This is a genomic window from Paenibacillus sp. WLX2291 (genome assembly GCF_046603665.1).
Taxonomy (GTDB): domain Bacteria; phylum Bacillota; class Bacilli; order Paenibacillales; family Paenibacillaceae; genus Saccharibacillus.
Map to the genome: position 1 here is coordinate 1,319,708 of NZ_CP176755.1, position 22,950 is coordinate 1,342,657.

18 protein-coding genes are annotated in these 22,950 nt (G+C 47.8%); 16 read left to right on the forward strand and 2 right to left on the reverse strand.

The features are described from left to right. Positions 1–20: 20 nt before the first annotated feature. Entirely contained in the window at positions 21–974 is a 954-nt protein-coding gene (locus tag ACDE64_RS05685) for a D-2-hydroxyacid dehydrogenase (RefSeq protein ID WP_411349295.1), read from the reverse strand. Positions 975–1,225: 251 nt separating this feature from the next. On the opposite strand from ACDE64_RS05685, the gene thpR reads away from it, so the two are divergent. From thpR to tsaD, 11 genes are all read left to right on the forward strand, one after another. Further along, positions 1,226–1,795, forward strand: coding sequence for an RNA 2',3'-cyclic phosphodiesterase (gene thpR, locus ACDE64_RS05690; RefSeq protein WP_411349296.1), 570 nt, complete (start codon positions 1,226–1,228; stop codon positions 1,793–1,795). Positions 1,796–2,199: 404 nt separating this feature from the next. Continuing rightward, positions 2,200–2,910: a cell wall hydrolase gene (locus tag ACDE64_RS05695; protein ID WP_411349297.1), complete on the forward strand. Its 711-nt coding sequence runs from the start codon at positions 2,200–2,202 to the stop codon at positions 2,908–2,910. A 120-nt stretch (positions 2,911–3,030) separates the two neighbouring features. Beyond that, positions 3,031–3,717 carry a metal-dependent hydrolase gene (locus ACDE64_RS05700; protein WP_411349298.1) on the forward strand — a complete coding sequence of 229 codons (687 nt, stop codon included), beginning with the start codon at positions 3,031–3,033 and terminating at the stop codon, positions 3,715–3,717. A 645-nt stretch (positions 3,718–4,362) separates the two neighbouring features. Further along, a complete protein-coding gene (gene gltB / locus ACDE64_RS05705) occupies positions 4,363–8,964 on the forward strand; it encodes a glutamate synthase large subunit (protein ID WP_411349299.1) in 4,602 nt (1,533 codons plus the stop codon). A 634-nt stretch (positions 8,965–9,598) separates the two neighbouring features. Continuing rightward, the gene (locus ACDE64_RS05710) at positions 9,599–10,732 is read left to right on the forward strand and encodes an ABC transporter ATP-binding protein (protein WP_411349300.1); all 1,134 of its coding nucleotides are present in this window, start codon (positions 9,599–9,601) and stop codon (positions 10,730–10,732) included. Beyond that, a complete protein-coding gene (locus tag ACDE64_RS05715; protein ID WP_411349301.1) occupies positions 10,725–11,513 on the forward strand; it encodes an ABC transporter permease in 789 nt (262 codons plus the stop codon). The genes ACDE64_RS05710 and ACDE64_RS05715 overlap by 8 nt, the downstream gene beginning before the upstream one ends. 476 nt (positions 11,514–11,989) lie before the next feature. Further along, a complete protein-coding gene (cls, locus tag ACDE64_RS05720; RefSeq protein ID WP_411345526.1) occupies positions 11,990–13,420 on the forward strand; it encodes a cardiolipin synthase in 1,431 nt (476 codons plus the stop codon). A gap of 105 nt (positions 13,421–13,525) precedes the next feature. Next, positions 13,526–14,026: a tRNA (adenosine(37)-N6)-threonylcarbamoyltransferase complex ATPase subunit type 1 TsaE gene (gene tsaE / locus ACDE64_RS05725; protein WP_411349302.1), complete on the forward strand. Its 501-nt coding sequence runs from the start codon at positions 13,526–13,528 to the stop codon at positions 14,024–14,026. Continuing rightward, a complete protein-coding gene (gene tsaB, locus ACDE64_RS05730) occupies positions 14,023–14,826 on the forward strand; it encodes a tRNA (adenosine(37)-N6)-threonylcarbamoyltransferase complex dimerization subunit type 1 TsaB (protein WP_411349303.1) in 804 nt (267 codons plus the stop codon). Before tsaE ends, tsaB begins: the two co-directional genes overlap by 4 nt. A 17-nt stretch (positions 14,827–14,843) precedes the next feature. Further along, positions 14,844–15,362 (forward strand): ribosomal protein S18-alanine N-acetyltransferase, encoded by a 519-nt coding sequence (gene rimI, locus ACDE64_RS05735; protein WP_411349304.1) that lies wholly within the window; start codon positions 14,844–14,846, stop codon positions 15,360–15,362. After that, positions 15,359–16,420, forward strand: a complete 1,062-nt coding sequence (gene tsaD / locus ACDE64_RS05740) for a tRNA (adenosine(37)-N6)-threonylcarbamoyltransferase complex transferase subunit TsaD (RefSeq protein WP_411349305.1) — start codon at positions 15,359–15,361, stop codon at positions 16,418–16,420. The genes rimI and tsaD overlap by 4 nt, the downstream gene beginning before the upstream one ends. A gap of 627 nt (positions 16,421–17,047) precedes the next feature. Here the strand turns inward: tsaD and ACDE64_RS05745 are convergent. Then, the gene (locus ACDE64_RS05745) at positions 17,048–18,997 is read right to left on the reverse strand and encodes an ABC-F family ATP-binding cassette domain-containing protein (RefSeq protein ID WP_411349306.1); all 1,950 of its coding nucleotides are present in this window, start codon (positions 18,995–18,997) and stop codon (positions 17,048–17,050) included. A gap of 482 nt (positions 18,998–19,479) precedes the next feature. Here ACDE64_RS05745 and ACDE64_RS05750 point away from each other — a divergent pair, with 482 nt between their 5' ends. The 5 genes from ACDE64_RS05750 (at position 19,480) to tatC (ending at position 22,750) form a co-directional block, all read left to right on the forward strand. Continuing rightward, the gene (locus tag ACDE64_RS05750) at positions 19,480–20,142 is read left to right on the forward strand and encodes a 5-formyltetrahydrofolate cyclo-ligase (RefSeq protein WP_411349307.1); all 663 of its coding nucleotides are present in this window, start codon (positions 19,480–19,482) and stop codon (positions 20,140–20,142) included. A gap of 125 nt (positions 20,143–20,267) precedes the next feature. Then, entirely contained in the window at positions 20,268–20,798 is a 531-nt protein-coding gene (gene moaC, locus ACDE64_RS05755) for a cyclic pyranopterin monophosphate synthase MoaC (protein WP_411349308.1), read from the forward strand. A 56-nt stretch (positions 20,799–20,854) separates the two neighbouring features. After that, a complete protein-coding gene (locus ACDE64_RS05760; RefSeq protein ID WP_411345534.1) occupies positions 20,855–21,352 on the forward strand; it encodes a molybdenum cofactor biosynthesis protein B in 498 nt (165 codons plus the stop codon). Positions 21,353–21,598: 246 nt separating this feature from the next. Next, positions 21,599–21,838, forward strand: a complete 240-nt coding sequence (gene tatA / locus ACDE64_RS05765; RefSeq protein ID WP_411345535.1) for a twin-arginine translocase TatA/TatE family subunit — start codon at positions 21,599–21,601, stop codon at positions 21,836–21,838. Positions 21,839–21,991: 153 nt separating this feature from the next. Then, positions 21,992–22,750 (forward strand): twin-arginine translocase subunit TatC, encoded by a 759-nt coding sequence (gene tatC / locus ACDE64_RS05770; protein ID WP_411349309.1) that lies wholly within the window; start codon positions 21,992–21,994, stop codon positions 22,748–22,750. Positions 22,751–22,950: the final 200 nt, after the last annotated feature.

A 22,950-nucleotide genomic window follows, 5' to 3' on the forward strand; every position in this document is an offset into this window, starting at 1 on the left:
TTTTGTTGCGACAAGGATGATCAGTATCCATGTTCGTAATCAACCAGATTGACTGGCAGCGATTCACCTTTGTGATACGCATTCAGATTGGCAAGGAAAATCTCCAGCACTCGATCCGTATAATACTCGTTGCTGCCAGCAATATGAGGCGTGATGATAACCTGCTCCAGCTGCCAGAGTGGATGATCTTCCGGCAATGGTTCTGGATCGAACACGTCCAGCCCTGCTCCGGCAATGATTCCTTCCTGCAATGCGGCAGTGAGATCATCCGTATTCACAGTTGGACCACGTCCCACATTGATAAAGACTGCGCTGTCTTTCATCCGCTCAAAACGTTCACGATTGAATAATTCGCGCGTATCATCGGTCAGCGGCAAAATATTCACAACAAAGTCTGCATTTGCAAGTGCGTCATCCAGACGATCCATATCGTACATCATATCAAATTCATCCAACGGCTCACCAGAACGGCGAATACCGATAACCTTCATCCCAAAGGCGCGTGCGAGATTAGCAGTGCCTTTGCCAATATTACCCGCCCCGGCGATGGCGATCGTTTTGCCATGCAGTTCGCTAAACGTTCCGCTTTCGTCCCATTGATTACGACTTTGATTGCGGATAGCGGTATGCAGATTACGTGCAAAGGACAACATATATGCAAAAATATGTTCCGAGATCGGAATCGTATGCACACCGTTAGCGCTAGTCAGCAATACCTGCTTGTGCTCTAGCTTATCAAGTGGCATTTTATCAACACCGGCGGACCAAGCCTGTACCCATTTGACCGGACAATCATCCGACAGGATAAAGTCTTGAAATTTGCGTGACCAGCCGACGATGATTTCCGCATCTGCTAGATCCTGCGATGATGCTTCCTTGACGGGAATCGCAACAATCTCGTCATGAGGAGCGGCTTCGCGGAGCTTTTGCTGCTGCTGTTCATTCAGTTTTTGCAAAAAAACGATTTTGGACATGTGTAAAACCTCCTCCTCGTAGATGACAAACGGGTGATGCTCATGTTCAGGATTGATCATACCAAATTTCGGAAGGGGAGGCGAATGAGGTGGCGGATGTCAGATGATAGCGGTGTGGCAGAGCTTTGTTGCTGCTTTGCACTCTGCGTAAGATTAGTGTATACTATTGGCATTCATGAAGAACGTGTGTTCGGTACTGTGCGTCATAGGCGAATACTGATTGCACATGTAAACGAAAGGAGTGTTTGCGGATGACAGAACTTGGGCAGGAGCGTGTATTTGCGGCGATTCCTTTGACAGGAGAAGCGCAGCGTGTGCTGGCGGAATGGAGTCGGGAGATGCAGACACGGTATCCTTTTCGTAAATGGACATGGCATGAGGATTTGCATATTACACTGCAATTTTTCGGGGATGTGGATATTGCACAGTTGCCCAAGCTGCATGAAGCGCTGGCAGCGGCAGCACAGCAGGTAGAGCCTTTTACGTTAAAGCTGGGGGAGCCGGATACATTTGGTGTACCGGAGCGTCCAAGAGTATGGTGGATTCAGACGCAAGGAGCACTGGATACACTCAGGCAGTTGCAACAACACGTACAACAGGAGTGCGAACATCTTGGATTCAAGCCGGAGCAGCGTGCCTACACACCGCATATTACAATAGCACGCAAATATGCCGATTCTACAACGTTTATACCGCTACCATCAGCAGAATATCCGAGTTCGGCTCAATGGTTGGCAGATGAAATCGTGCTGTATCATACTCGGCTGGGACAGATTCCGATGTATGAACCGGCAATGAGATTTCCACTTGGGAAGAGCTGACTATGCCCAAAACTCGCTTTTTGTCAATTTGACAAAAGCATGTTAACTATAATAATATACTTGCTGCTGCAAAAAGGCGGCAATTTGATTGGGGAAAATACAATGACAGCATAGCGAATGCTGCTGCTTTGGGCAGATATCCGGCTGACGGATATTCAAATTAACGTTGGTTCTTTTTCCGGAGCGCGGATGGACTCCGGACGGCGTTGTCAATCGTTCATGATTCAAAATTTGGATGTTGGTGTATTCAAATGAAAGGTCATACGATTACATAAGAGCCAGAGGTATGCCAACAATACTGGAGGACAAAAATGGAGTTTATTAGACGCAATCAGTGGATTACGCCTCTTCTCGGCGTGCTTTTTATATTTATCATGTCCCTTCCATTCTGGATGGACCATAAAATGAGTGCAGGACAAAAATCGTTTACCGAGCTGCCGTCGTGGGGTGCGCAGTCGCACGGTTCTGTTTCCTATGCGCAAAAGGACAGGAGTAGTACCGATTCCACCTTTGTATCGTGGAATCAAACTCACACCAAGAAGCTGATTCAGCAAGGCAAAGCCGAAACAGCCGCCGCTCAAACCAAGCAGGAGAACGGCACCAAGGCGAACACCGCAGCAGCCAAAGTCAAAGCATCGGCAGCCGTGGCAGGTTCGTCCATTCAGCATTCCACCCCCACCCAATTATACTTTACCCGGACAAAGCTGCTTCCCCAGGATCACAAAGCCCAAGCGACCTGGACCTACGCATTGTCGGATAAAGAACGGCTCATGCTTGAACGCATCGTTATGGCAGAAGCCGAAGGCGAACCGTACAAAGGCAAAGTGGCAGTTGCCAATGTTGTCTTAAACCGGCTACGGTCCGCAAATTTCCCCGATACCATCAGAGATGTATTGTACCAGAAATATCAGTTTTCTCCGGTAGGCAATGGCCGTTTTGACCGTGTGAAGCCGAATGCCGATTCCATCAAGGCTGTTCGCGAAGCGCTACAAGGTCGCAAGGAAGTTCCGGACAATACGTATTATTTTGTGTCGCTTTCGCTGGCGACTGATTTTGCGATTCCAAATTCACGTACCGTCGTAACGAAGATCGGTCATCATACCTTTTTCAAATAAAGCTTCGAAATGGATACAGCTGTTTATGTAAAAGTTGAAATAGGCAAAGTTACAAATTTGTTTATTTTGGTGATAAAATAAACGGTGGATAATCAATTATATTTCGGAGGTGCTTCATCGATGAAAATTACGTACTATGGTCAATCCTGTCTGCTTGTAGAAGAAGGCGGTAAAACGGTTATTATTGATCCGTTCCTGTCCGGCAATCCGCAGGTGAATGTAGATGTAAAAGATATCAAAGTGGATGCAGTCATTTTGACGCATGGTCACGGCGACCACTTCGGTGACACCGTGGAGATTGCACAGAACAACAATTGTCCCGTTATTGCTGTCGTAGAGCTGGCACAATATGCCGGTGCCAAAGGCGCAGCGGAGACCGTTGGAATGAATCTGGGCGGTTCCAAACAATTTGACGGCTTCAAAGTAAAATACACACTGGCATTCCATTCTTCGTCTAACGAGCTGGATGGACAGAATGTATACCTGGGCGAGCCAGCAGGCATTCTGCTGACGATGGGTGGCAAAACGCTGTATCATGCTGGAGACACAGCACTGTTCGGCGATATGAAGCTGATCGGCGAATTGAACAGCATTGATGTAGCAGCATTGCCAATCGGTGACTTCTTCACAATGGGTCCCGAAGATGCACTGTATGCGGCAGAATGGGTAAAAGCGAAGCATGTACTGCCGGTACACTACAATACTTTCCCACCGATTGAGCAGGACGGCGATGCTTTTGTAGCTGAGCTGCAAAAGAAAGGCATCAAAGGCAGCGCGTTGAAAGTCGGCGAAAGTGTCGAAATCTAATCTCTGCGTAGATCAAAGGTCAACCAACATACACCGATGGATCTGCGAATAAAGGCTCTGGAAAAAACCGGTATTCTCCCAAAGAGATGCCGGTTTTTTGTTATTTGCGACAGAGTGGATACGCTATGTTGTCTTCTTTTCCGTCTGTTATGCACAAATGATAGGCTTGCTTGGTTATCATGGACCTATTCAAATGAAGAGAGATACGAGAAATATATTGAATTAAATATACGTTTAAATGTATAATAATACAATTATGGTTAATGCGTTACGTTATCACACTAATGCTTTGACGCAAAATAATAATTTATCGCATATATAAAAAGTTTGAATTGCCATCATGTCAGCTCAGTGTTAAAATGTATAAAACCAACGAAGGTTACAACAATATCACATCGCTGAATAAGTGACTTGAACCCGTACGAAATGGATATTTATTCTTCGTGCACCTCTTCAGAACTTATATTCAATGTAGGCTGCTTCCATAATCACTCTCTGTACAATATGTACAAATATTGTAGGGGATACTGTATGGAATGAGCAGCCTGTTTTGTATACCCTACTCGTAACAGCAATTGTTCTTCGTCCGGCCATCCTCTGGCTCGTCTCTTGACCATTCACTTCATAATAGAAAGGTTGCGTATTATGAACATTACAGGTTTGCCTCCAAAGCAGGGTCTATATGATCCGCAGTTTGAAAAAGATGCCTGCGGTATGGGATTTACCGCGCATATCAAAGGAATACCCAGTCACCAGATCGTAGGTCAGGCGCTGACAATGCTCGAAAATATGGAGCATCGTGGCGGCCAGGGCAGCGAACCGAATTCAGGTGACGGTGCAGGGATCATGGTCCAGATTCCGCACCGCTTTTTTGTCCGTGAAGCCGAAAAGGGTGGTTTTGAGCTGCCTGCAAAAGGTCAATATGGTGTAGCGATGGTATTCCTGTCCCGTGACGAGGAGCTGCGCGCACGTCATGAAGATCTGTTAAAAGAGATTATCGAGCAGGAGGGACAGGTGTTCCTCGGTGCGCGTACCGTGCCAACGGATGACAGTACACTCGGTAAAACTGCCAAAGCGGCAAAGCCGGTTGTACGCCAATTTTTCATCGGTCGTAGCGAAGAACTGCGAGATCAAGATGAGCTTGCTTTTGAGCGCAAGCTGTACGTTATTCGTAGACTGGCAGAGCGTCAGATTCGTTATGCGGAAGCAGCGGGCGGAGAAACATTCTACGTGCCAAGTTCGTCTTGCCGTAAAGTCGTTTACAAAGGTATGCTGACGACAATTCAGGTCGGTGAATTTTATCTGGATTTGCGTGATGAGGGGTTTGAGTCGGCGATTGCACTAGTGCATTCCCGTTTCAGTACGAACACATTCCCAAGCTGGGATCGTGCTCACCCGTATCGTTTCATGATCCATAATGGGGAGATCAATACGATGCGCGGTAATGTGAACTGGATGCATGCGCGTCAGTCGCTGTTTGAGAGCGATGTGTTTGGCAACGATCTGGACAAGATTCGTCCGGTGATTAACCCAGATGGCTCGGATACAGCGATGTTTGATAACACGCTGGAGTTTTTGTATCTGAACGGACGTTCCTTGCCGCATGTCGCGATGATGATGGTACCAGAACCGTGGAGCAACCACGATACGATGGACGAGAAGAAAAAGGCGTTTTATCAGTATCACAGTTGTCTGATGGAGCCATGGGATGGACCGGCAGCAATGGCGTTTACCGATGGTATTCAGATCGGTGCGATTCTGGACCGTAACGGGCTGCGTCCTGCGCGTTATTATGTAACCAAAGATGATCGGATTATTCTGTCTTCCGAAGTGGGCGTGCTTGATATTGCCCCGGAAAACATTTTGTATAAAGACCGCTTGCGCCCAGGCAGGATGCTGCTGATCGATACACAGGAAGGTCGTATCGTTGCCGATGAGGAGATCAAGGAGCAAATCGCTGCTGAGCATCCATACGGCGAATGGCTGGAAGAGCATCTGGTGAATCTGGAAGATGTACCGGAAGCCCCGGAAGCGATTCAGCCGGATCACGATAACGTACAGCAATTGCAGCTTGCATTTGGCTATACGTTTGAAGAGCTGCGCAAAGTAATCGAACCGATGGCATCTACCGGTGCTGAAGCACTCGCTTCGATGGGTTACGATGCTCCACTGGCAGTGCTGTCAGATCGTCCGCAGCGCCTGTACAGTTATTTTAAACAGCTGTTCGCTCAAGTAACCAATCCACCGATTGATGCGATTCGTGAGGAGATCGTTACCTCGACAGCAACTTCGCTTGGACCAGAGCGCAACCTGCTTGATCCACAGCCCGAAAGCTGTCGACAGATCATCCTGAATTCCCCAATTCTGTCCAACGAAGAATTTGCCAAAGTACGCCATGTACGCCGTCCAGGCTTCAAGGCGATGACGATTCCAATCTTCTTTGAAGCGGAAAAAGGAGCAGAGGGACTGCGCGCAGCACTAGTTAACCTATGTGAAGCAGCAGATCGTGTCATTGCCAAAGGTCATAATTTCCTGATTCTGTCCGACCGTGGGATGGACAAGGAAAATGCAGCCATTCCGGCACTGCTTGCGGTTGCCTGTCTGCATCACCATTTGATTCGTCAGGGAACTCGTACTCGTGTCAGTCTTCTGCTGGAATCTGGTGAGCCACGTGATATTCACCAGTTCGCTGTATTGCTTGGCTACGGAATCAGTGCAGTCAATCCGTATCTTGCCTTCGAGACGATGCAGGATATGATCAAACAAGGCTTGCTGCGCGGTATCTCACACGAGAAAGCTGTCAAAAACTATATCAAAGCCGTTACCAAAGGCGTTGTGAAAATCCTGTCCAAAATGGGTATCTCTACCATTCAATCGTACCGCGGTGCTCAGATCTTCGAAGCAGTCGGTTTGAAGCAGGAGTTTGTCGATCAGTACTTTACGTGGACACCATCCCGTATCGGCGGGATCGGTCTGGAAGAAGTAACAGCAGAGACGCTGGTACAGCATTACCGCGCCTTTACGGATAAAGACGGCAATGACCGTATTCTCGATGCTGGTGGCGATTATCAGTGGCGTAATGACGGGGAAGATCATTTGTTTAATCCGCAAACGATCCACCTGCTTCAACATTCCGTTCGTACTGGCGATTACAAATTGTACAAAAAATACGCGGCGCTAGTTGAAGGGGAGAACGAGAAGCACCTTACCCTGCGCTCGCTGCTCAAGCTGAAACCAAATGGCGAACCGATTCCATTGGAAGACGTAGAGCCAATTGAATCTATTATGAAACGTTTCAAAACAGGCGCGATGTCCTTCGGTTCGATCAGTAAAGAAGCGCACGAAAGTCTCGCGATTGCGATGAACCGTATCGGCGGTAAGAGTAACAGCGGTGAGGGCGGCGAAGATCCGGCACGTTTTGTACCGGATGCGAATGGCGATTCTCGTCGTAGTGCGATCAAACAGGTCGCTTCCGGTCGTTTCGGCGTAACATCTAACTATCTGGTGAACGCTGATGAGATTCAGATCAAAATGGCACAAGGTGCCAAGCCAGGTGAAGGCGGACAGCTGCCAGGTCGTAAAGTATATCCATGGGTTGCGGAAGTGCGTCACTCGACGCCGGGCGTTGGTCTGATCTCGCCACCACCTCACCATGACATCTACTCTATCGAGGATTTGGCAGAACTGATCTATGATCTGAAAAATGCCAACCGTCGTGCACGCATCAACGTGAAGCTTGTATCCGAAGTCGGTGTCGGCACGATTGCTGCCGGTGTTGCCAAAGGACGTGCCGATGTGATTCTCGTCAGCGGTTATGACGGCGGTACCGGTGCATCACCACAAGGTTCGATCCGTCATGCGGGTCTGCCATGGGAACTCGGTCTGGCTGAAACGCAGCAGACGCTGATTATGAACAATCTGCGTGACCGTGTCGTACTGGAAACCGACGGCAAAATGCTGAGTGGACGCGACCTTGCGGTAGCGGCACTGCTCGGTGCGGAAGAATACGGCTTCTCTACTGCACCACTCGTTGCTGTTGGCTGCATTATGATGCGTGTCTGTCAAATGGATACCTGTCCAGTTGGCGTGGCGACACAGAACCCGGAACTGCGTAAAAACTTTACCGGTGATCCGCAGCATGTCGTCAACTTTATGAAATTTTTAGCACAGGATCTGCGCGAGATTATGGCAGAGTTGGGCTTCCGTACCGTACAAGAGATGATCGGTCGTCTGGATCGTCTGGATGCGTCGCAAGCTGATGCACACTGGAAGAAAAAAGGTCTCGATCTGTCCGTACTGCTGCATGAACCGCAAATGCCAGCAGGTAGCGAGCGCTTCAACGTGCAACAGCAGAACCATCTGCTGGAAGAAACGCTGGATCTGCGCGAACTGCTTCCACTTGCTGCAAATGCACTGGAAACAGGCGAGCCGGTTCAAGCCGAGCTGTCGATCTGTAACGTTGACCGTGCAGTCGGTACCATTCTTGGTAGCGAAGTAACGATGAAATACGGTGCTGCTGGTCTACCGGATGATACGATTTCGTTTACATTCAAAGGATCAGCAGGTCAAAGTCTAGGTGCATTTATTCCGAAAGGCATTACGCTGCGCGTCGAAGGCGACTCTAACGACTATGTTGGTAAAGGTCTGTCTGGTGGTAAAATCATCGTAAAACCAGATGCGGCGGCTACCTTTGCTGCTGAAGATAATATCATCATCGGTAATACAGCGTTGTACGGTGCAACTAGCGGTGAAGCATACATCAATGGTATTGCTGGTGAGCGCTTCGCAGTTCGTAACTCCGGTGCCAAGGTCGTTGTTGAAGGCGTGGGTGACCACGGCTGTGAATATATGACTGGTGGACGCGTAATCGTGCTTGGTTCGACTGGACGTAACTTTGCAGCGGGTATGTCTGGTGGTATCGCGTATGTGCTGGATCCAAGCCATGACTTTGTTAGTCGGTGTAATCTGGAAATGGTATTGCTGGAAGATATCGAAGAAGCTGACGAGCTGGCTGAAGTTCGCGCCTTGATTGAACAGCACGTTCGTCATACCGGCAGTGAAGCAGGGAAACGTGTGCTGGAAGATTGGGAACACCAATCCAAGGACTTTGTCCGTATCATCCCGAAAGATTACAAACGGATGCTGGAACAAATCCGCAAAGTTCACGAAAAAGGTCTGACTGGCGAAGCAGCATTGCTTGCAGCCTTTGAAGCCAATATGCGTGAACTGGCTCGCTCCGGTGCGTAATTTATTGAGTGCTCTGACGCTGATGCTCGCGATATTCGATTGCATAGAATAAACTGGCATCAAGAAGCGTTTGAATATGTAGCGGGAATCGTTACGCAATAATGGAAAGAACTGTTGATCTGTAAGCAGCTGTGATGATAAGGCTGCTTATGGATAGAACAGTTCTTTTTTTGTTATGCGAAAAGCTATTTTCAAATTAACGCACTTCGTTAGAGCAGATGATTTGAAGTCGTCCGTTTTGTCCATGCAGTTATGCTTATTTTGGATTGGTTCCATGCTGTGTTACAATAAAATCGCCGAAATTTGACACAGTATACATACACTGGTAGTGTCATTGCGATTTGATTGGCTTGATGGATTTGATTACTATTCATACGGCATGATAACAACGATGAGTCGGTACGCGGAGAACGATAAGGAAATATGAGACGAATGACGATCTGATATGTGTAGAAAGATGAGGAAACGCGAGACGAACGATAAGCTGATTTGTGAAGAACGACAATGCAATACGATGGGAAAGCTAAGATCACTATTGCGCAGAATAACAAGACGATATGAGAAGCGCTGTGAGATGAGAAAGTACGGTTACGAATGTACGTGCATCATATACAGAAAGGGATGAGTATAGCCAATGAACAGAATCACACGGCAAACAGGAATCACCATGCCAGTATATAAACATGATGGCGGTAACAATGGTGGCAACGGGTCTATTCCAGAACATATAAGCGAGGCAAATGAACGTAGTTTGGCAAATTCCGATTCTACTGAGTCATTGCCCATGCATCAGAATACTTCAACGACTTCGTCCTCGAACAATGTGTCCGGAGCATTGGACCCCATCGCTGCACCGGTTGTGCAATTTCGTAATATTACGAAGAAGATCGGTTCCAAAACGATTATCGACAATCTAACACTGGATGTGCCGCCGGGCTGCGTGTTTGGCTTTCTCGGTCCCAATGGTTCTGGTAAAACTACAACGATCCGTATGCTGGTTGGTCTGATGACACCGACACAAGGCGATATTTTGATCGAGGGACAAAGTATTCGCACTCATTTTGAACAGGCGATTGCCAAAGTGGGCGCTATTGTGGAGAATCCGGAAATGTACAAATATATGACCGGATACCAGAATCTGATGCAATATGCTCGTATGTCACCAGGCGTGACCAAGGAGCGTATTGACGAAGTCATTCGCTTCGTCGGACTGGTCGGGCGTACCGATGAGAAGGTTAGTACGTATTCGCTCGGTATGCGTCAGCGTCTCGGTGTAGCGCAGGCGCTACTACATCGTCCACGTCTGCTCGTATTGGATGAGCCAACCAACGGTCTTGATCCACAGGGGATTCGCGAACTGCGCGATTATTTGCGTGCCCTGAGCCGGGAAGAAGGTACAACCGTATTCGTATCCAGCCATTTGCTTTCGGAAATGGAATTGATGTGCGACCGCGTTGCTGTGATCAATGGCGGACGATTGGTGGATGTACGTAATCTGCGTCATGATTCTGCGGCAACGGCTCCAGTAGATGAACTGCTAACGGTACGCTTTGAGCTGGATCAGCCAGAGCGAGCAATACAGCTAGCAGCAACCGGTCAACTGGAAAATGGTAGCTGGAAAGTCACTGCTTCGCGGGACGACATCGCTCGCATCAATGCACTGCTAGTTAGCAATGGGATTGCCGTGTACAGCATTGTACCGGAGCGTCAGACGCTGGAAGATCAGTTCCTGGCGATGACACGGGAAGGTGGGCTGCGTCATGACTGATTTTGTCCAATTGATCTGGAATGAAATATTGAAAATTGTGCTGCGCGTATCCAACTGGGTGATGCTGATCTTGTTAGTTGCGCTGTCCCCAGCTCTATTATTACTGTTGAAGTTTGGCGATTATCCGGGAAGCGCACTGATGGCTTTGGAACAGTCATTTGCGATGTTTTTCCTAGTCGTATTGTTTATGCTGATCGTCGCTTCGGAATCAGTTGCTAGTGAATTTACAACCGGTACAATCAAGCTTTTGCTGATTCGTCCGTGGCAGCGCTGGAAGATTTTAAGCTCCAAGTTTCTGGCAGTGACTGTATTTTTGCTAGGATTGACGGTGATTTTTACACTCATCAATCTGATCGTTTCGTATGTACTGTTTCCGGCACAGATCGCTGGTGTACCAGATGGGGAATTATCGTCGTATGAAAATAATTTGTTGTTGCTCATAGTGTATTCCTTTATTCGTGCGCTGATTTTGGCGACATTCGCATTTATGCTGTCTGCGCTGTTCCGTTCGTCCGCGCTGGCGATTACACTGTCGATGCTGCTGTACTTTTCCGGTACGATTACGAATGGATTACTGCGTCTGGCATTGAAACCGGATGATTATTGGATTGTAAAATATCTGCTGTTTACGAATCTCGATCTCACGCAGTATTTCTCTGAGCCGACTGGAAGCTTCGGCGTAACGAGTCTGGGCTGGTCACTGTTCATACTTGCAGTCTATTTTGTACTGTTCTTGCTGATCTCATGGCTATCGTTTGCCAAACGAGACGTTCGCTCTTAGGATGTGTAGTTGTAGATAAAGGTCGGAAAATGTATTAGATCGTGATGAACATCGACGTATACATCATTGTGTAAGCCCATTGATTTGCAGATCATTATGTCAGTCTATGGATTTGTAGATTATGATGTAAGTTCATTCAAAGATTATTTACGCGTATCGAACAATAAACAGATTGAACTCAAACAGGCTGCCTGAATGATAGACAGGGAGCCTGTTTTTCTTTTGCGGAAGTCGTTACATACATCACTATGCCGTAGTCTCTATGCTACTCATTCTCGCTACCATCCCAATACAACGAACAAGCAATTATACCTCTTCTCACCAGTGAATATGACAAAAACCGACGAACGGTGAATCACTTTCTAGTAAGAATGGTTATATGGTAAAAGCAGGCTATCGCTAAATAACCATCTCTTCTGATATGATATTGTTTGCATAGCGAATAAGAAGGATTCAGCAGGAAAGGAAGCGCAGGTATGATCTGGTTGTTGCTGTTATGCATCATTTTCATTTCTCAAGCAGGTATTATTCTTATTTTGGAATTCCGTTCACCAAGCAAAGCGGTGGCGTGGATGTTTATATCGTATTGTGTGCCGTTTCTCGGCTTTATTATGTACTATTTTGTTGCTCGTAATTATCGCAGTCGTCGTACGATTCGGAAAAAGGGTACGATCATTTTCCGTGAGGTGCGCAGTCGCTTATGGCGTCAGGCAGCGGTCATTCGTTCTGCTGACGATATGGGCAATCCAGAGTTTCACGAGCAGGGGCGGCTATTTTCCTTGCTGTCACATTTGACGGAAAATCCGATTACGTCATGCAGTAAGATTGACGTGCTGACGGATGGAGAGAATACGTTCGCTGCCATGCTGCAAGCACTGGAACAGGCGCAGCATCATATCCATATTCAGTTTTACATTTTCCGTGAAGATGAAATCGGGCAGACCTTTACCGATTTGCTGATTGCCAAGGCGCAGGCAGGTGTCAAAGTACGTATGATGTGCGACGGATTGGGCAGTTATCATCTCAAGCATACATTTGTGCGTCGGTTGAAAGAAGCAGGCATTGAGTTTTACTTTTTCCTGCCACCGTTTACTTCGTTTATTCAGCGGGAAGTCAATTACCGTAACCACCGCAAAATTCTCGTCATCGACGGCGAGGTAGGATTTATCGGCGGTTTGAATATCGGGGACGATTATCTCGGGCACGATCCGAAGCTGGGGTACTGGCGCGATACGCATCTGGAAGTGCGCGGAGATACAGTTTACTTTTTGCAAATTGTGTTTCTGGAAGATTGGGAATTTGCATCTGGGCAGCGCTTGACGGATTCGGCGTATTTTCCAGAGCATACGTGTACAGGTAGGGAACGGGCATTAATTGTTGCCAGCGGACCGGATCGCAACTGGAATGCCATTCAGGAAATGTGTTTTAGTGCGCTGGCAGCAGCGAAGCGGCGCATTTGTATTACAACGCCCTATTTTATCCCGGATCAGAGTATTTATTCTGCGCTAAAAACGGCAGCAGTTAGCGGCGTGCAAGTCGATATTATTATACCGAAAGTGTCCGATTCGCAGGTTGTGCAATACGCTTCCTTGTCGTATATCGAGGAGCTGATGCGGGTAGGTGTACGGATTCATCAGTACGAAAAAGGCTTCGTGCATGCCAAAGTCGTCATCGTCGACGATCTGCTCGCTTCGGTCGGAACCGCCAATATGGACATGCGCAGTTTGTATAGCAATTTTGAACTGTCCGCCGTACTGTTTGAGCAGGAAACCATCGAGCGACTCATGCTGGATTTTCGCCGCGATCTGCAAGAAAGCAGCAAAATCAATTATCATGAATTCATCCGTCGTCCACGTACTCAGAAAACGCTGGAAACCTTGTCCCGATTACTATCTCCTTTATTGTAAAAATGCCATAAAGGGCTAAAGTCGCCGCCGAATATGATATACTGGTCGTACGTTCAATAACAGAATGCTGTTGGCGCCACGTCACAGCATATGATGGAGGATTTCATGGGACAGGCAAGACCAGAGCAGACAGTGGAATACACAAGTCGCCAGCTGGACGATACCAGCCGACTGGCGGCTTTTTTTGCAAAACGAGCATTTCCAGGTACGCTGATTACGCTAGATGGTGATCTGGGCGCAGGCAAAACGCATTTTTCCAAAGCGTTTGCGCAGCATCTAGGTGTACCGGGTATGGTGAATAGTCCGACCTTTACGATCATCAAGGAGTACGAAGGTGCATTGCCTTTTTATCATATGGATGTGTACCGGATCGACGAGGATCAGGCTGCTGAGCTAGGGCTGGATGAGTATTTCTTCGGTCAAGGTGTAACACTAGTAGAATGGTCGAGCCGGATTCCCGACCTGCTGCCGGAGCAGCATCTGTCGCTGAAGATTACCGTCAACAGCGAAGATGATAGCCGCACCATCCTCTGTACTGGATATGGAGAACCGTATGCCGATTGGTGCAATGAGTTAAAACAGAATGGAGTTAGTGACAATTCATGAGTGACATAAAGGAACAGCCGCGTAAGCGGTTTTTGGTTTTGGATACAGCGACAGCATCACAGGCGGTTGCAGTCACCGAGAATGGGACGATTCTGGCAGCTGAGAGCAGTCAGGCAGATCGTAACCATTCGGTCGGTTTGCTGGATCGGATTATTGATGTATTGAACACAGCAGGCGTGTCGCGTCAACAATTGGACGGTATCGCCGTTGGGGTAGGACCGGGTTCTTATACCGGTATTCGTATTGCAGTAACGACAGCCAAAACGCTAGCATGGACATTGAAGCTGCCGGTTGCCGGATTTTCCAGTTTGGCAGCACTATCGTTAAGCGGATATCATGCAGCGACGATTCAGCCAGCTGTGCAGCCATCGCAGGCGCAAGCAGCGGCTACCGACTGGATTATTCCTCTCATTGATGCGCGCCGTGCGCAGGTGTATACCGGATTGTTTACGTTACATGATGAACAGTCCATTCCCGTATCCTTGGAGCAGGATCGCATCGTACTTATGGAGTTGTGGGTGCAATCGCTAGTTGAGACATATCGTGCATGTGAGCCGTCGGAACGTCCGCGCCATATTTATGTAGTCGGTGAAACGACTGCGCATGAACAGCGGCTGACACCATTACGTGAACTGGTTGGTGATGCGCTGATCGTAGTAGAGCATACACTGGATGCGCATGAAGCAGGCATGATCGGTGCGGCGGCATTACTGTCCGGTCATACGGAGCCTGCGCATACCCTTTTACCAAACTATACGCAGCTGTCGGAGGCGGAAGCCAATCTGCTGCGTCAATCCTGAAGAGAGGACGTGCTGGGATGGCGACATTATTCAATCATGACGAAGCAGAGCCGGTGTTCCGTCAGATGACAGTTGATGATCTAGCAGCCATTATGGAGATTGAGCATGAAGCATTTACGCTTCCGTGGACGGAAGAGGCATTCCGTAATGAGCTGACGATGAATCATTTTGCCCGCTATCTAGTGTTGGAACTAGACGATCATATTATCGGCTATGCCGGCATGTGGACGATTATGGACGAAGCCCATGTGACGAATATTGCGATTCGCGAATTGTACCGTGGTCGTCGTTTCGGTCAGGAGCTGCTGATCAGCCTGATGAAATGGGCGGTAGAGCTAGGTATGATTCGTATGACGCTGGAAGTGCGCGTCAGCAATGAACCCGCCCAAAGTCTATATCGTAAACTGGGGTTTGCCGGAGCTGGCGTACGTCGTGGGTATTATTCGGACAACAATGAAGACGCACTGATTATGTGGTGCGAGCTCTCCACACAGGGAGAGTATGGCAATGAGGAAGGAAGCGTGAACAATTCATGATGCAGCAGGAACACCAGGAATCGGTGTGCAATATATTGGCGATCGAGACGAGCTGTGATGAGACATCCGTCGCGATTGTACAAAACGGCAAAACAGTATTATCCAATCTCGTATCAAGCCAGATTGAAACGCACAAAGCATTTGGCGGTGTAGTACCAGAAGTCGCTTCACGCAAGCATGTCGAGACGATCAGTCTCATTATTGAGCAAGCGATGGAAGAAGCAGGCATGGAGCTGGATGATATCTCTGCCATCGCTGTTACAGAAGGACCGGGGCTGGTTGGAGCGCTGCTGGTCGGTATTATGGCTGCCAAAAGTCTGGCTTTTGCATTGGACAAACCGTTGATCGGTACGCATCATATTGCCGGTCATATTTATGCGAACAATCTGACAGCAGATATGCAATATCCGGCGTTGGCACTTGTCGTGTCTGGCGGTCATACCGAGCTTGTATTGCTGGAGCGCGAAGGTCAATTTCGATTGATCGGCAGTACCCGCGATGATGCGGTCGGCGAAGCGTATGACAAAGTGGCGCGTGCTCTTGGTTTTCCGTATCCGGGTGGTCCATACGTCGACAATCTGGCGATGGAAGCGAACGATGCAGTCGAGCTGCCGCGTGTATGGCTGGAACCGGGATCATACGATTTTAGCCTGAGTGGCTTGAAGTCGGCGGTACTGAATGTAGTCAATCAGAAGAAGATGCGCGGCGAAGAACCGATGACTGCGGAGATTGCTCGTGGTTTTCAAGAAGCGGTAGTAGAAGTGCTCGTGGAAAAAGCGATTCGTGCCGTGAAAGCCTACAACGTACGTCAGCTGCTGCTGTGCGGTGGGGTTGCCGTCAACAAAGGGCTACGCCGTGAATTGACAGCACGCTGTCAGCGTGAGCAAATTGAGCTGCTTATTCCGCCATTTGAATATTGTACGGACAATGCCGCTATGATCGGCGCAGCAGCGTATTTGAAATGGAAAAACAATGAGTTTTCCGATCTACGTATCAAAGGAGACCCGTCTCTATCGTTAGAGCAGTGGTCGGTTGGTCAGCCAGTATCGGAATCGTAAGTTGCAAGCAATAGATCATAACCACACATTAACTGAATCTATTCCAATGGCAATAACCAAACGAGAAGCACATAGAGCGCGCAATGCTCTCTATGTGCTTCTCGTTTTTTGATGTGTATATTTCGAAATGTACTTGATTCGTGACAAGGATTATGTCCTATCGACATGCTGTTGGAATTTACGATCCCAAGTTAGTCAGATAACATACGTAATTGCATCGTTGAGCAGCTCAGTATATGACTAGTTTGAGTTGTTTACACACTTTACGAATACATAAGCTGAATTTGTCAAGATGTTAACAAAGTTATCCACATATCCACCAAAATTTGTTTATAAAAGCGAAAATGCTTGCTGGATTAACCTTTTGCAGAAATTTGAAACAGGGGATAGTTAAACACAGCTTCTCTTCGTAAATCTGTGGACAATGTGCATAACTTAGTGGATAAATATGGATTTTATCGAAAAAAGCGATTCTACCAACAAAAAAACGCTATTTATTCGCTCAATATCAGCTTTCTGATTACAATTTTCTGTGGATAAATCTGTTTACAAAATAAATCGCTTGCTTTTACAAAAATCTCATATCTTTTACACATTGATGAACATGTATTGACAAATTGATATTACTCATTCGGCAGCCAGTGTTTCCCATTCCTCATACGCCTGTTCCAGCGCCTGCTGATGGTCGGCGATAGCTTGCTGACGAGTCTGTACCGCTTCGTAATCCTGATATACGTCCGGTACAGTCAGTTCCTGCTCCAGCACCGCAATCTGATCCTCATGCTGCGCAATCTCTTGCTCCAGCTGTTCCAGACGGCGCTTCCGATTGCGTTCCTCACGCTTGGCTTGTTTGCCTTCCTCGTAGGCGTTGACAGGCACTTTGGCGGCATCAGCAGCTGTCTGTCCGTTGCGAGCTTGGGTTGCGGCAGTTGCCGCAGCGGCTTCGGCAGCCAGCTCTAACAGCTCCTGCTTTTTGGCGGTATAGTCGTCAAAGTTACCGAGATATGTCGTTAATCCATCTGGACGCAATTCCAGAATACGCTCTGCCATTTTGTTCAGGAAATACCGGTCATGGGAAATGAACAATAGTGTTCCTTCATAATCAATCAGCGCTGATTCCAGCACTTCCTTACTCACCAGATCGAGATGGTTGGTCGGCTCATCGAGAATGAGTACATTGGCTTCCAACAGCATCAATTTACTGAGCGATACGCGCGCTTTCTCGCCACCACTAAGCGAAGATACCTTTTTCAATACATCTTCCCCGCTAAACAGGAAGTTGCCGAGCACTGTGCGAACACGTACTTCGTCCAGATGGCGGAAGCTGCTCCATACTTCTTCCAGCACCGTGTTGTTAGGATTGAGATGCCCTTGCTCCTGATCGTAGTAGCCAATCTTGGTTTTGGCACCCCATTCGATTTTGCCAGCGTCTGGTGGATGCTGACCAATCAGCGATTTGAGCAGCGTCGTTTTCCCCGTTCCGTTTGGACCGATCAGTGCAACCGTATCGCCGCGCCACATCTCAAATGAAATGGGTGAGAAGAGGGGATGCTTATTTTCGTAGGACAATGTTAGCTGGTTCACCCGCAAAACATCCTTACCGGATACAACCGATGTCTCAAATGAAAAGCTTGCCTTTTTCAGATCACCGGCAGGGCGATCCATCCGATCCATTTTCTCCAGTGCACGGCGACGACTTTGTGCACGCTTGGTAGTAGAGGCACGTACGATATTTTTCTGAATAAACTGCTCCATGCGGGCAATCTCATCCTGTTGCTTCTCAAACTGCTTCAATTCCGATTCATACTCGGCAGCTTTGATATCGATATAGCGACTGTAATTGCCAGTGTAACGCTTGGAGCGATGGCGCTCGATCTCGACAATGCTGGTGACAAGTCGATCCAAAAAGTAGCGGTCATGGGATACGATCAGCAGCGCACCCGGATAAGCGCGCAAATAATCTTCCAGCCATGCGAGTGTGTCCAGATCAAGATGGTTGGTCGGCTCATCCAGCATCAATACGTCTGGGGATTGCAACAGAATACGTGCTAACGCAAGTCTCGTCTTCTGCCCGCCGCTTAATGTAGATACTTCGGTATCTTGTGAAAAATCACCAAAGCCCATACCATGCAAAATGCTACGAATCCGCGTCTCCATCTCATAACCACCGCGTTCACGAAACCAGTCCGATTGTGTCGCATAGCGTTCCAGCAGATCGGCATACGCTTTCTCGTCTTCCATGCGGGCAGGATCAGCGATATGTTGCTCCATCATACGCAGCTCGCGTTCCGTATCGATCAGCTCCGCATAGACAGAGCGCATTTCCTCGCCGATCGTATTGCCATGGTGCAGTCCACTATTCTGAGCGAGATAGCCGAGCGACATTTCCTTACTACGGAACACCTGCCCGCTGTCGTACGACATTTCACCTGCCATAATTTTGAGCAGTGTCGATTTGCCAGCGCCATTGACGCCGACCAGACCGATCCGTTCCCGTTCTTCAATTTGCAGATTGATGCCTTCCAGAATCGGCGTAATGCCGTATAACTTCGTAATGCCGCTTGCTTGTAATAACACGTTGATTCATCCTTTCCGGTAGGCAGGGTGTACCTGCATCTATTTCATCATGGAACAGGGCAAAGTTTACAAAATCCCCATTGTTTTTTAATCATTCCTATCAATCTTGTGGTGGTTCATTTCACATATATGGAGTATGCTGAACGAAAAGGCGTATAAATAGGTGACATAAAGTCATACAATTGTTTACGCATAGTACGCGTAGTATTCTGTACATGACCGACATACTCTATTCTCCATCCTGTCTAGTGTACATGAAATGCCGCTTTTTTGCATGATTTATCACCTATTCATAGGTTGCAGTGATCAGGATTACAGCCTGTGATTCCTGATCTGTGAAACGTGATTCCTTCGCTTGATGAAGGGTACATAATGAGATAACGGGAAATTGGTTTTTATACAGGAAAATGTTACACTGTCAGTAGGTGTGACTCAATCCTGTCAACCGTTAACGCAGACATGTCTGCGCAGGGAGGTAGCATATGGAGCACGCTTTGGATAAAAGAATATTGCGCAAGCAACTTCAACAGAGCAGGCAACAATTGGAACCTGCGATCAGAATGAAACAATCGGCGGACATTCGTGCCGCTGCGGAACCATATATTGCATCATTGCGTCGTTCGTGCGGAACGTCACCACTGACGATATTTAGCTATCTCGCGTATCGTGATGAACCGGATACGTTACCGTTGCTGGATGATTGCTGGCAGCACCACGATATTGTGCTGGCACCTCGTATTGACCGCACACAGCAAGGCATTTTTCATTTGCACTGCATTACAGGTATTGATGAGGTGGAGCCGGGAGCGTATGGTATTCCAGAGCCAGTATCCACCTTGCCGCTCTATGAGCCGTCACAATGGGGCGATATTCAGCTAGTGATCGTACCGGGATTAGGATATGACCGGCATGGTGGACGCATTGGCTATGGTGGCGGATTTTATGATCGGTTTATGGATCGGCTGCTGTCTGTAAGTCCTCGTCGCCCATTGCTGGCTTCGCTGGCGTTTGACATGCAGCTGGTAGAGCATATTCCGATGGACGCTCATGATTTTGCGATTGATCTGCTGTTTACGCCGGATGGCGTGATTACAACGGCAGCAGGTAGAGAGCATTTGCTCAATAGCGGGGTATCGTCTGGATAGATTTTCAATGTGAGCGACTACACGTACACCGTACCGCATAACAATTACAGCATAGCCGAATTGTAGGCTGCTGCTCTGCAAGATAGATACCACATTATGTGTATAGAAATGAAGGTTGATAGATCATGAACGAACATAACGACGATAGTCAATACGAAGGGCTGCCCACCTCGGCGGGATCGCTGACACATTTCAATGAACAGGGTCGCGCGCGGATGGTTGATATTTCTGGTAAAACACAAACAGTACGCATCGCGGTGGCATCCAGCATGGTGAAGATGCAACCGTCCACCTTGCAGGCAATCAAGGATCGTCAGATTGGCAAAGGCGATGTACTAGCTGTTGCGCAAGTTGCTGGTATTCAAGCAGCCAAGCGCACATCGGATTGGATACCGATGTGTCATCCACTACCACTGACAGGCGTAAACATTACATTTAACGATAATGGACAAGATGAGCTGTACATCGAAGTACAGGTCAAAACCGAAGGCAAAACTGGCGTAGAAATGGAAGCCTTAACCGCCGCTTCCGCTGTAGCTTTAACCATTTATGATATGTGCAAAGCGCTGCAAAAGGATATGGTGATCGGTCCGACGCTATTACTATCCAAAAGCGGTGGCAAAAGTGGAGATTTTGTCCGAAAATCGGCAGATTGATGATAGCAACACACAACGATACTACACGGATGGCATAGAGATGGGAGGGTAAGCGTATGGTTTGGAGAACGGCGATTTTGACAGCCAGCGATAAAGGCGCGCGTGGAGAGCGCGAAGATACAAGCGCACAGGTCATCCGCGAGCTGGTAGAGGAAGAATTAGGCGGTGAGATTGTTGAGTACCGCGTCGTACCGGATGAGCCGGACGAGATTATCGCCGCATTGATTGAAATGACCGAATATTTTAACGCGGATCTGGTATTAACGACTGGCGGTACGGAACTGGCACAGCGCGATGTTACCCCAGAAGCGACACGCCGAGTCATTCAGCGCGAAGTGCCGGGCATGGCAGAAGCAATGCGTGCTACCGTTATGCAAAAGAACCGATCAGCGATGCTGTTTCGTGGTATCTGCGGTATCCGTGAACGCAGCCTGATCGTCAATCTGCCCGGAACTCCCAAAGGCGTTCATGAACATCTGGCAGCAATTATGGATCAACTGCCAGAAGCGCTACGAATGATTACCGGACAATATCTTCCCGGCGAAGAACGCTGAGTAGCAAAGCACGCTCACGCACAGATCAGCGATATCCGTATATCGCAATACGACTGGATGAGATAACGATCATGTATACATGGAACTGCTGCTATATACACCATTTTTGAACATGAATGGTTGTATGTTTTTGTATGCAAAATTTTGCGATCTAAGCATGATCCAAAGGTGAATTGCGATGCGTAGTTATGCTATGATAGGAGCACGATAGACACAGTGCTGTCGTATCATGAAGGAGGAATTACTATGTTTAGCGGTGCAGGTATTGGCCCGACCGGATTTATTTTGCTTATTATTCTGGCACTGATTTTGTTTGGTCCGAACAAGTTGCCTGAGCTTGGCCGCGCTGTTGGTCGTACATTCCGCGAATTCAAGGAAGGTACGCGCGATATGATGAAAGATGATGAGACCAAGTCCAAGTCCCGTACAGAATCGATTGAAGCGACTGAAGTGCAGTCACCGATTCGTCCGGAAGATAAACGTTAATCATACACGTACGATACCAATCGCCATCCCATCCGGTAGCCAGATGGGGGCTTTGTTGATGACGGCGGTTGTACAGCTCTTCCGAATCCCTTCCCCGGCGGAAGGGATTTTCTTTTAATGAAATGTCGCCAGTAAGTAGAAGTGAGGGAGTTCATGAATAAATCGGATAATGAAATGTCGCTGATCGACCATCTGACCGAATTGCGCCGTCGATTAATGATTGTAATCGCTGTGCTGTTTTTAGGTATGATTCTGGGATTGTTCGTCGCTCAACCGGTGTATCAATATTTGGTGTCAGCAGAGACAGCACGGAATCTGGTCTTCCATGTATTCTCGTTCTGGGACGGGATCGGCTTGTATATGAAGATCGCGATGGTGGTAGGTATTGCTGTAACACTGCCATGTGCGCTATATCAAATATGGGCATTTGTCAGTCCGGGCTTACTGTTACAGGAACGTCGGATGGCGCTACGATACATTCCGTTTGTATTCTTGATGTTCCTGATCGGTGTATTGTTTGCTTACTATATTGTATTTCCGATGGCACTGACCTTCACATCGCAAGTAACCCGTAGCATGGGGCTGGAAGAAACGTATGGTGTCGTGCAATATTTTACCTTTATGTCGAATATCGTATTTCCAGTAGCAGGGTTGTTTGAATTGCCGCTCGTGATTATGTTTTTGACTACTCTGCGCATTGTGAATCCAGCATTGCTGCGTAAGTTGCGGCGAGTTTCCTATTTTGTACTGGTGCTTGTGGCGGTCGTCATTACGCCCCCGGACTTCATATCCGATATTCTGGTAGCCATTCCGTTGCTCGGATTGTACGAGCTGAGTGTAGTACTGTCGACGATTGTTCATCGCAAGCAGATTGCACGAGATGCACAGCTATTAGATGATAGCGAGCTATAATATTACCCGGATCATGAATGGAAATGATGGGAATTGTTGTTCACTTGTATCCAGTAAATAGGTACCGAATTCCCATAAATTTTATACTTTTACAATAGAATGATATTAGAAAAAATACTTTTCCAGCGCAGTCCAGAATAGCCAGTAGGCTACTGTCGCGCGGAAGAGTATTTTTTTATTAATTATGCGTCAAAACACTA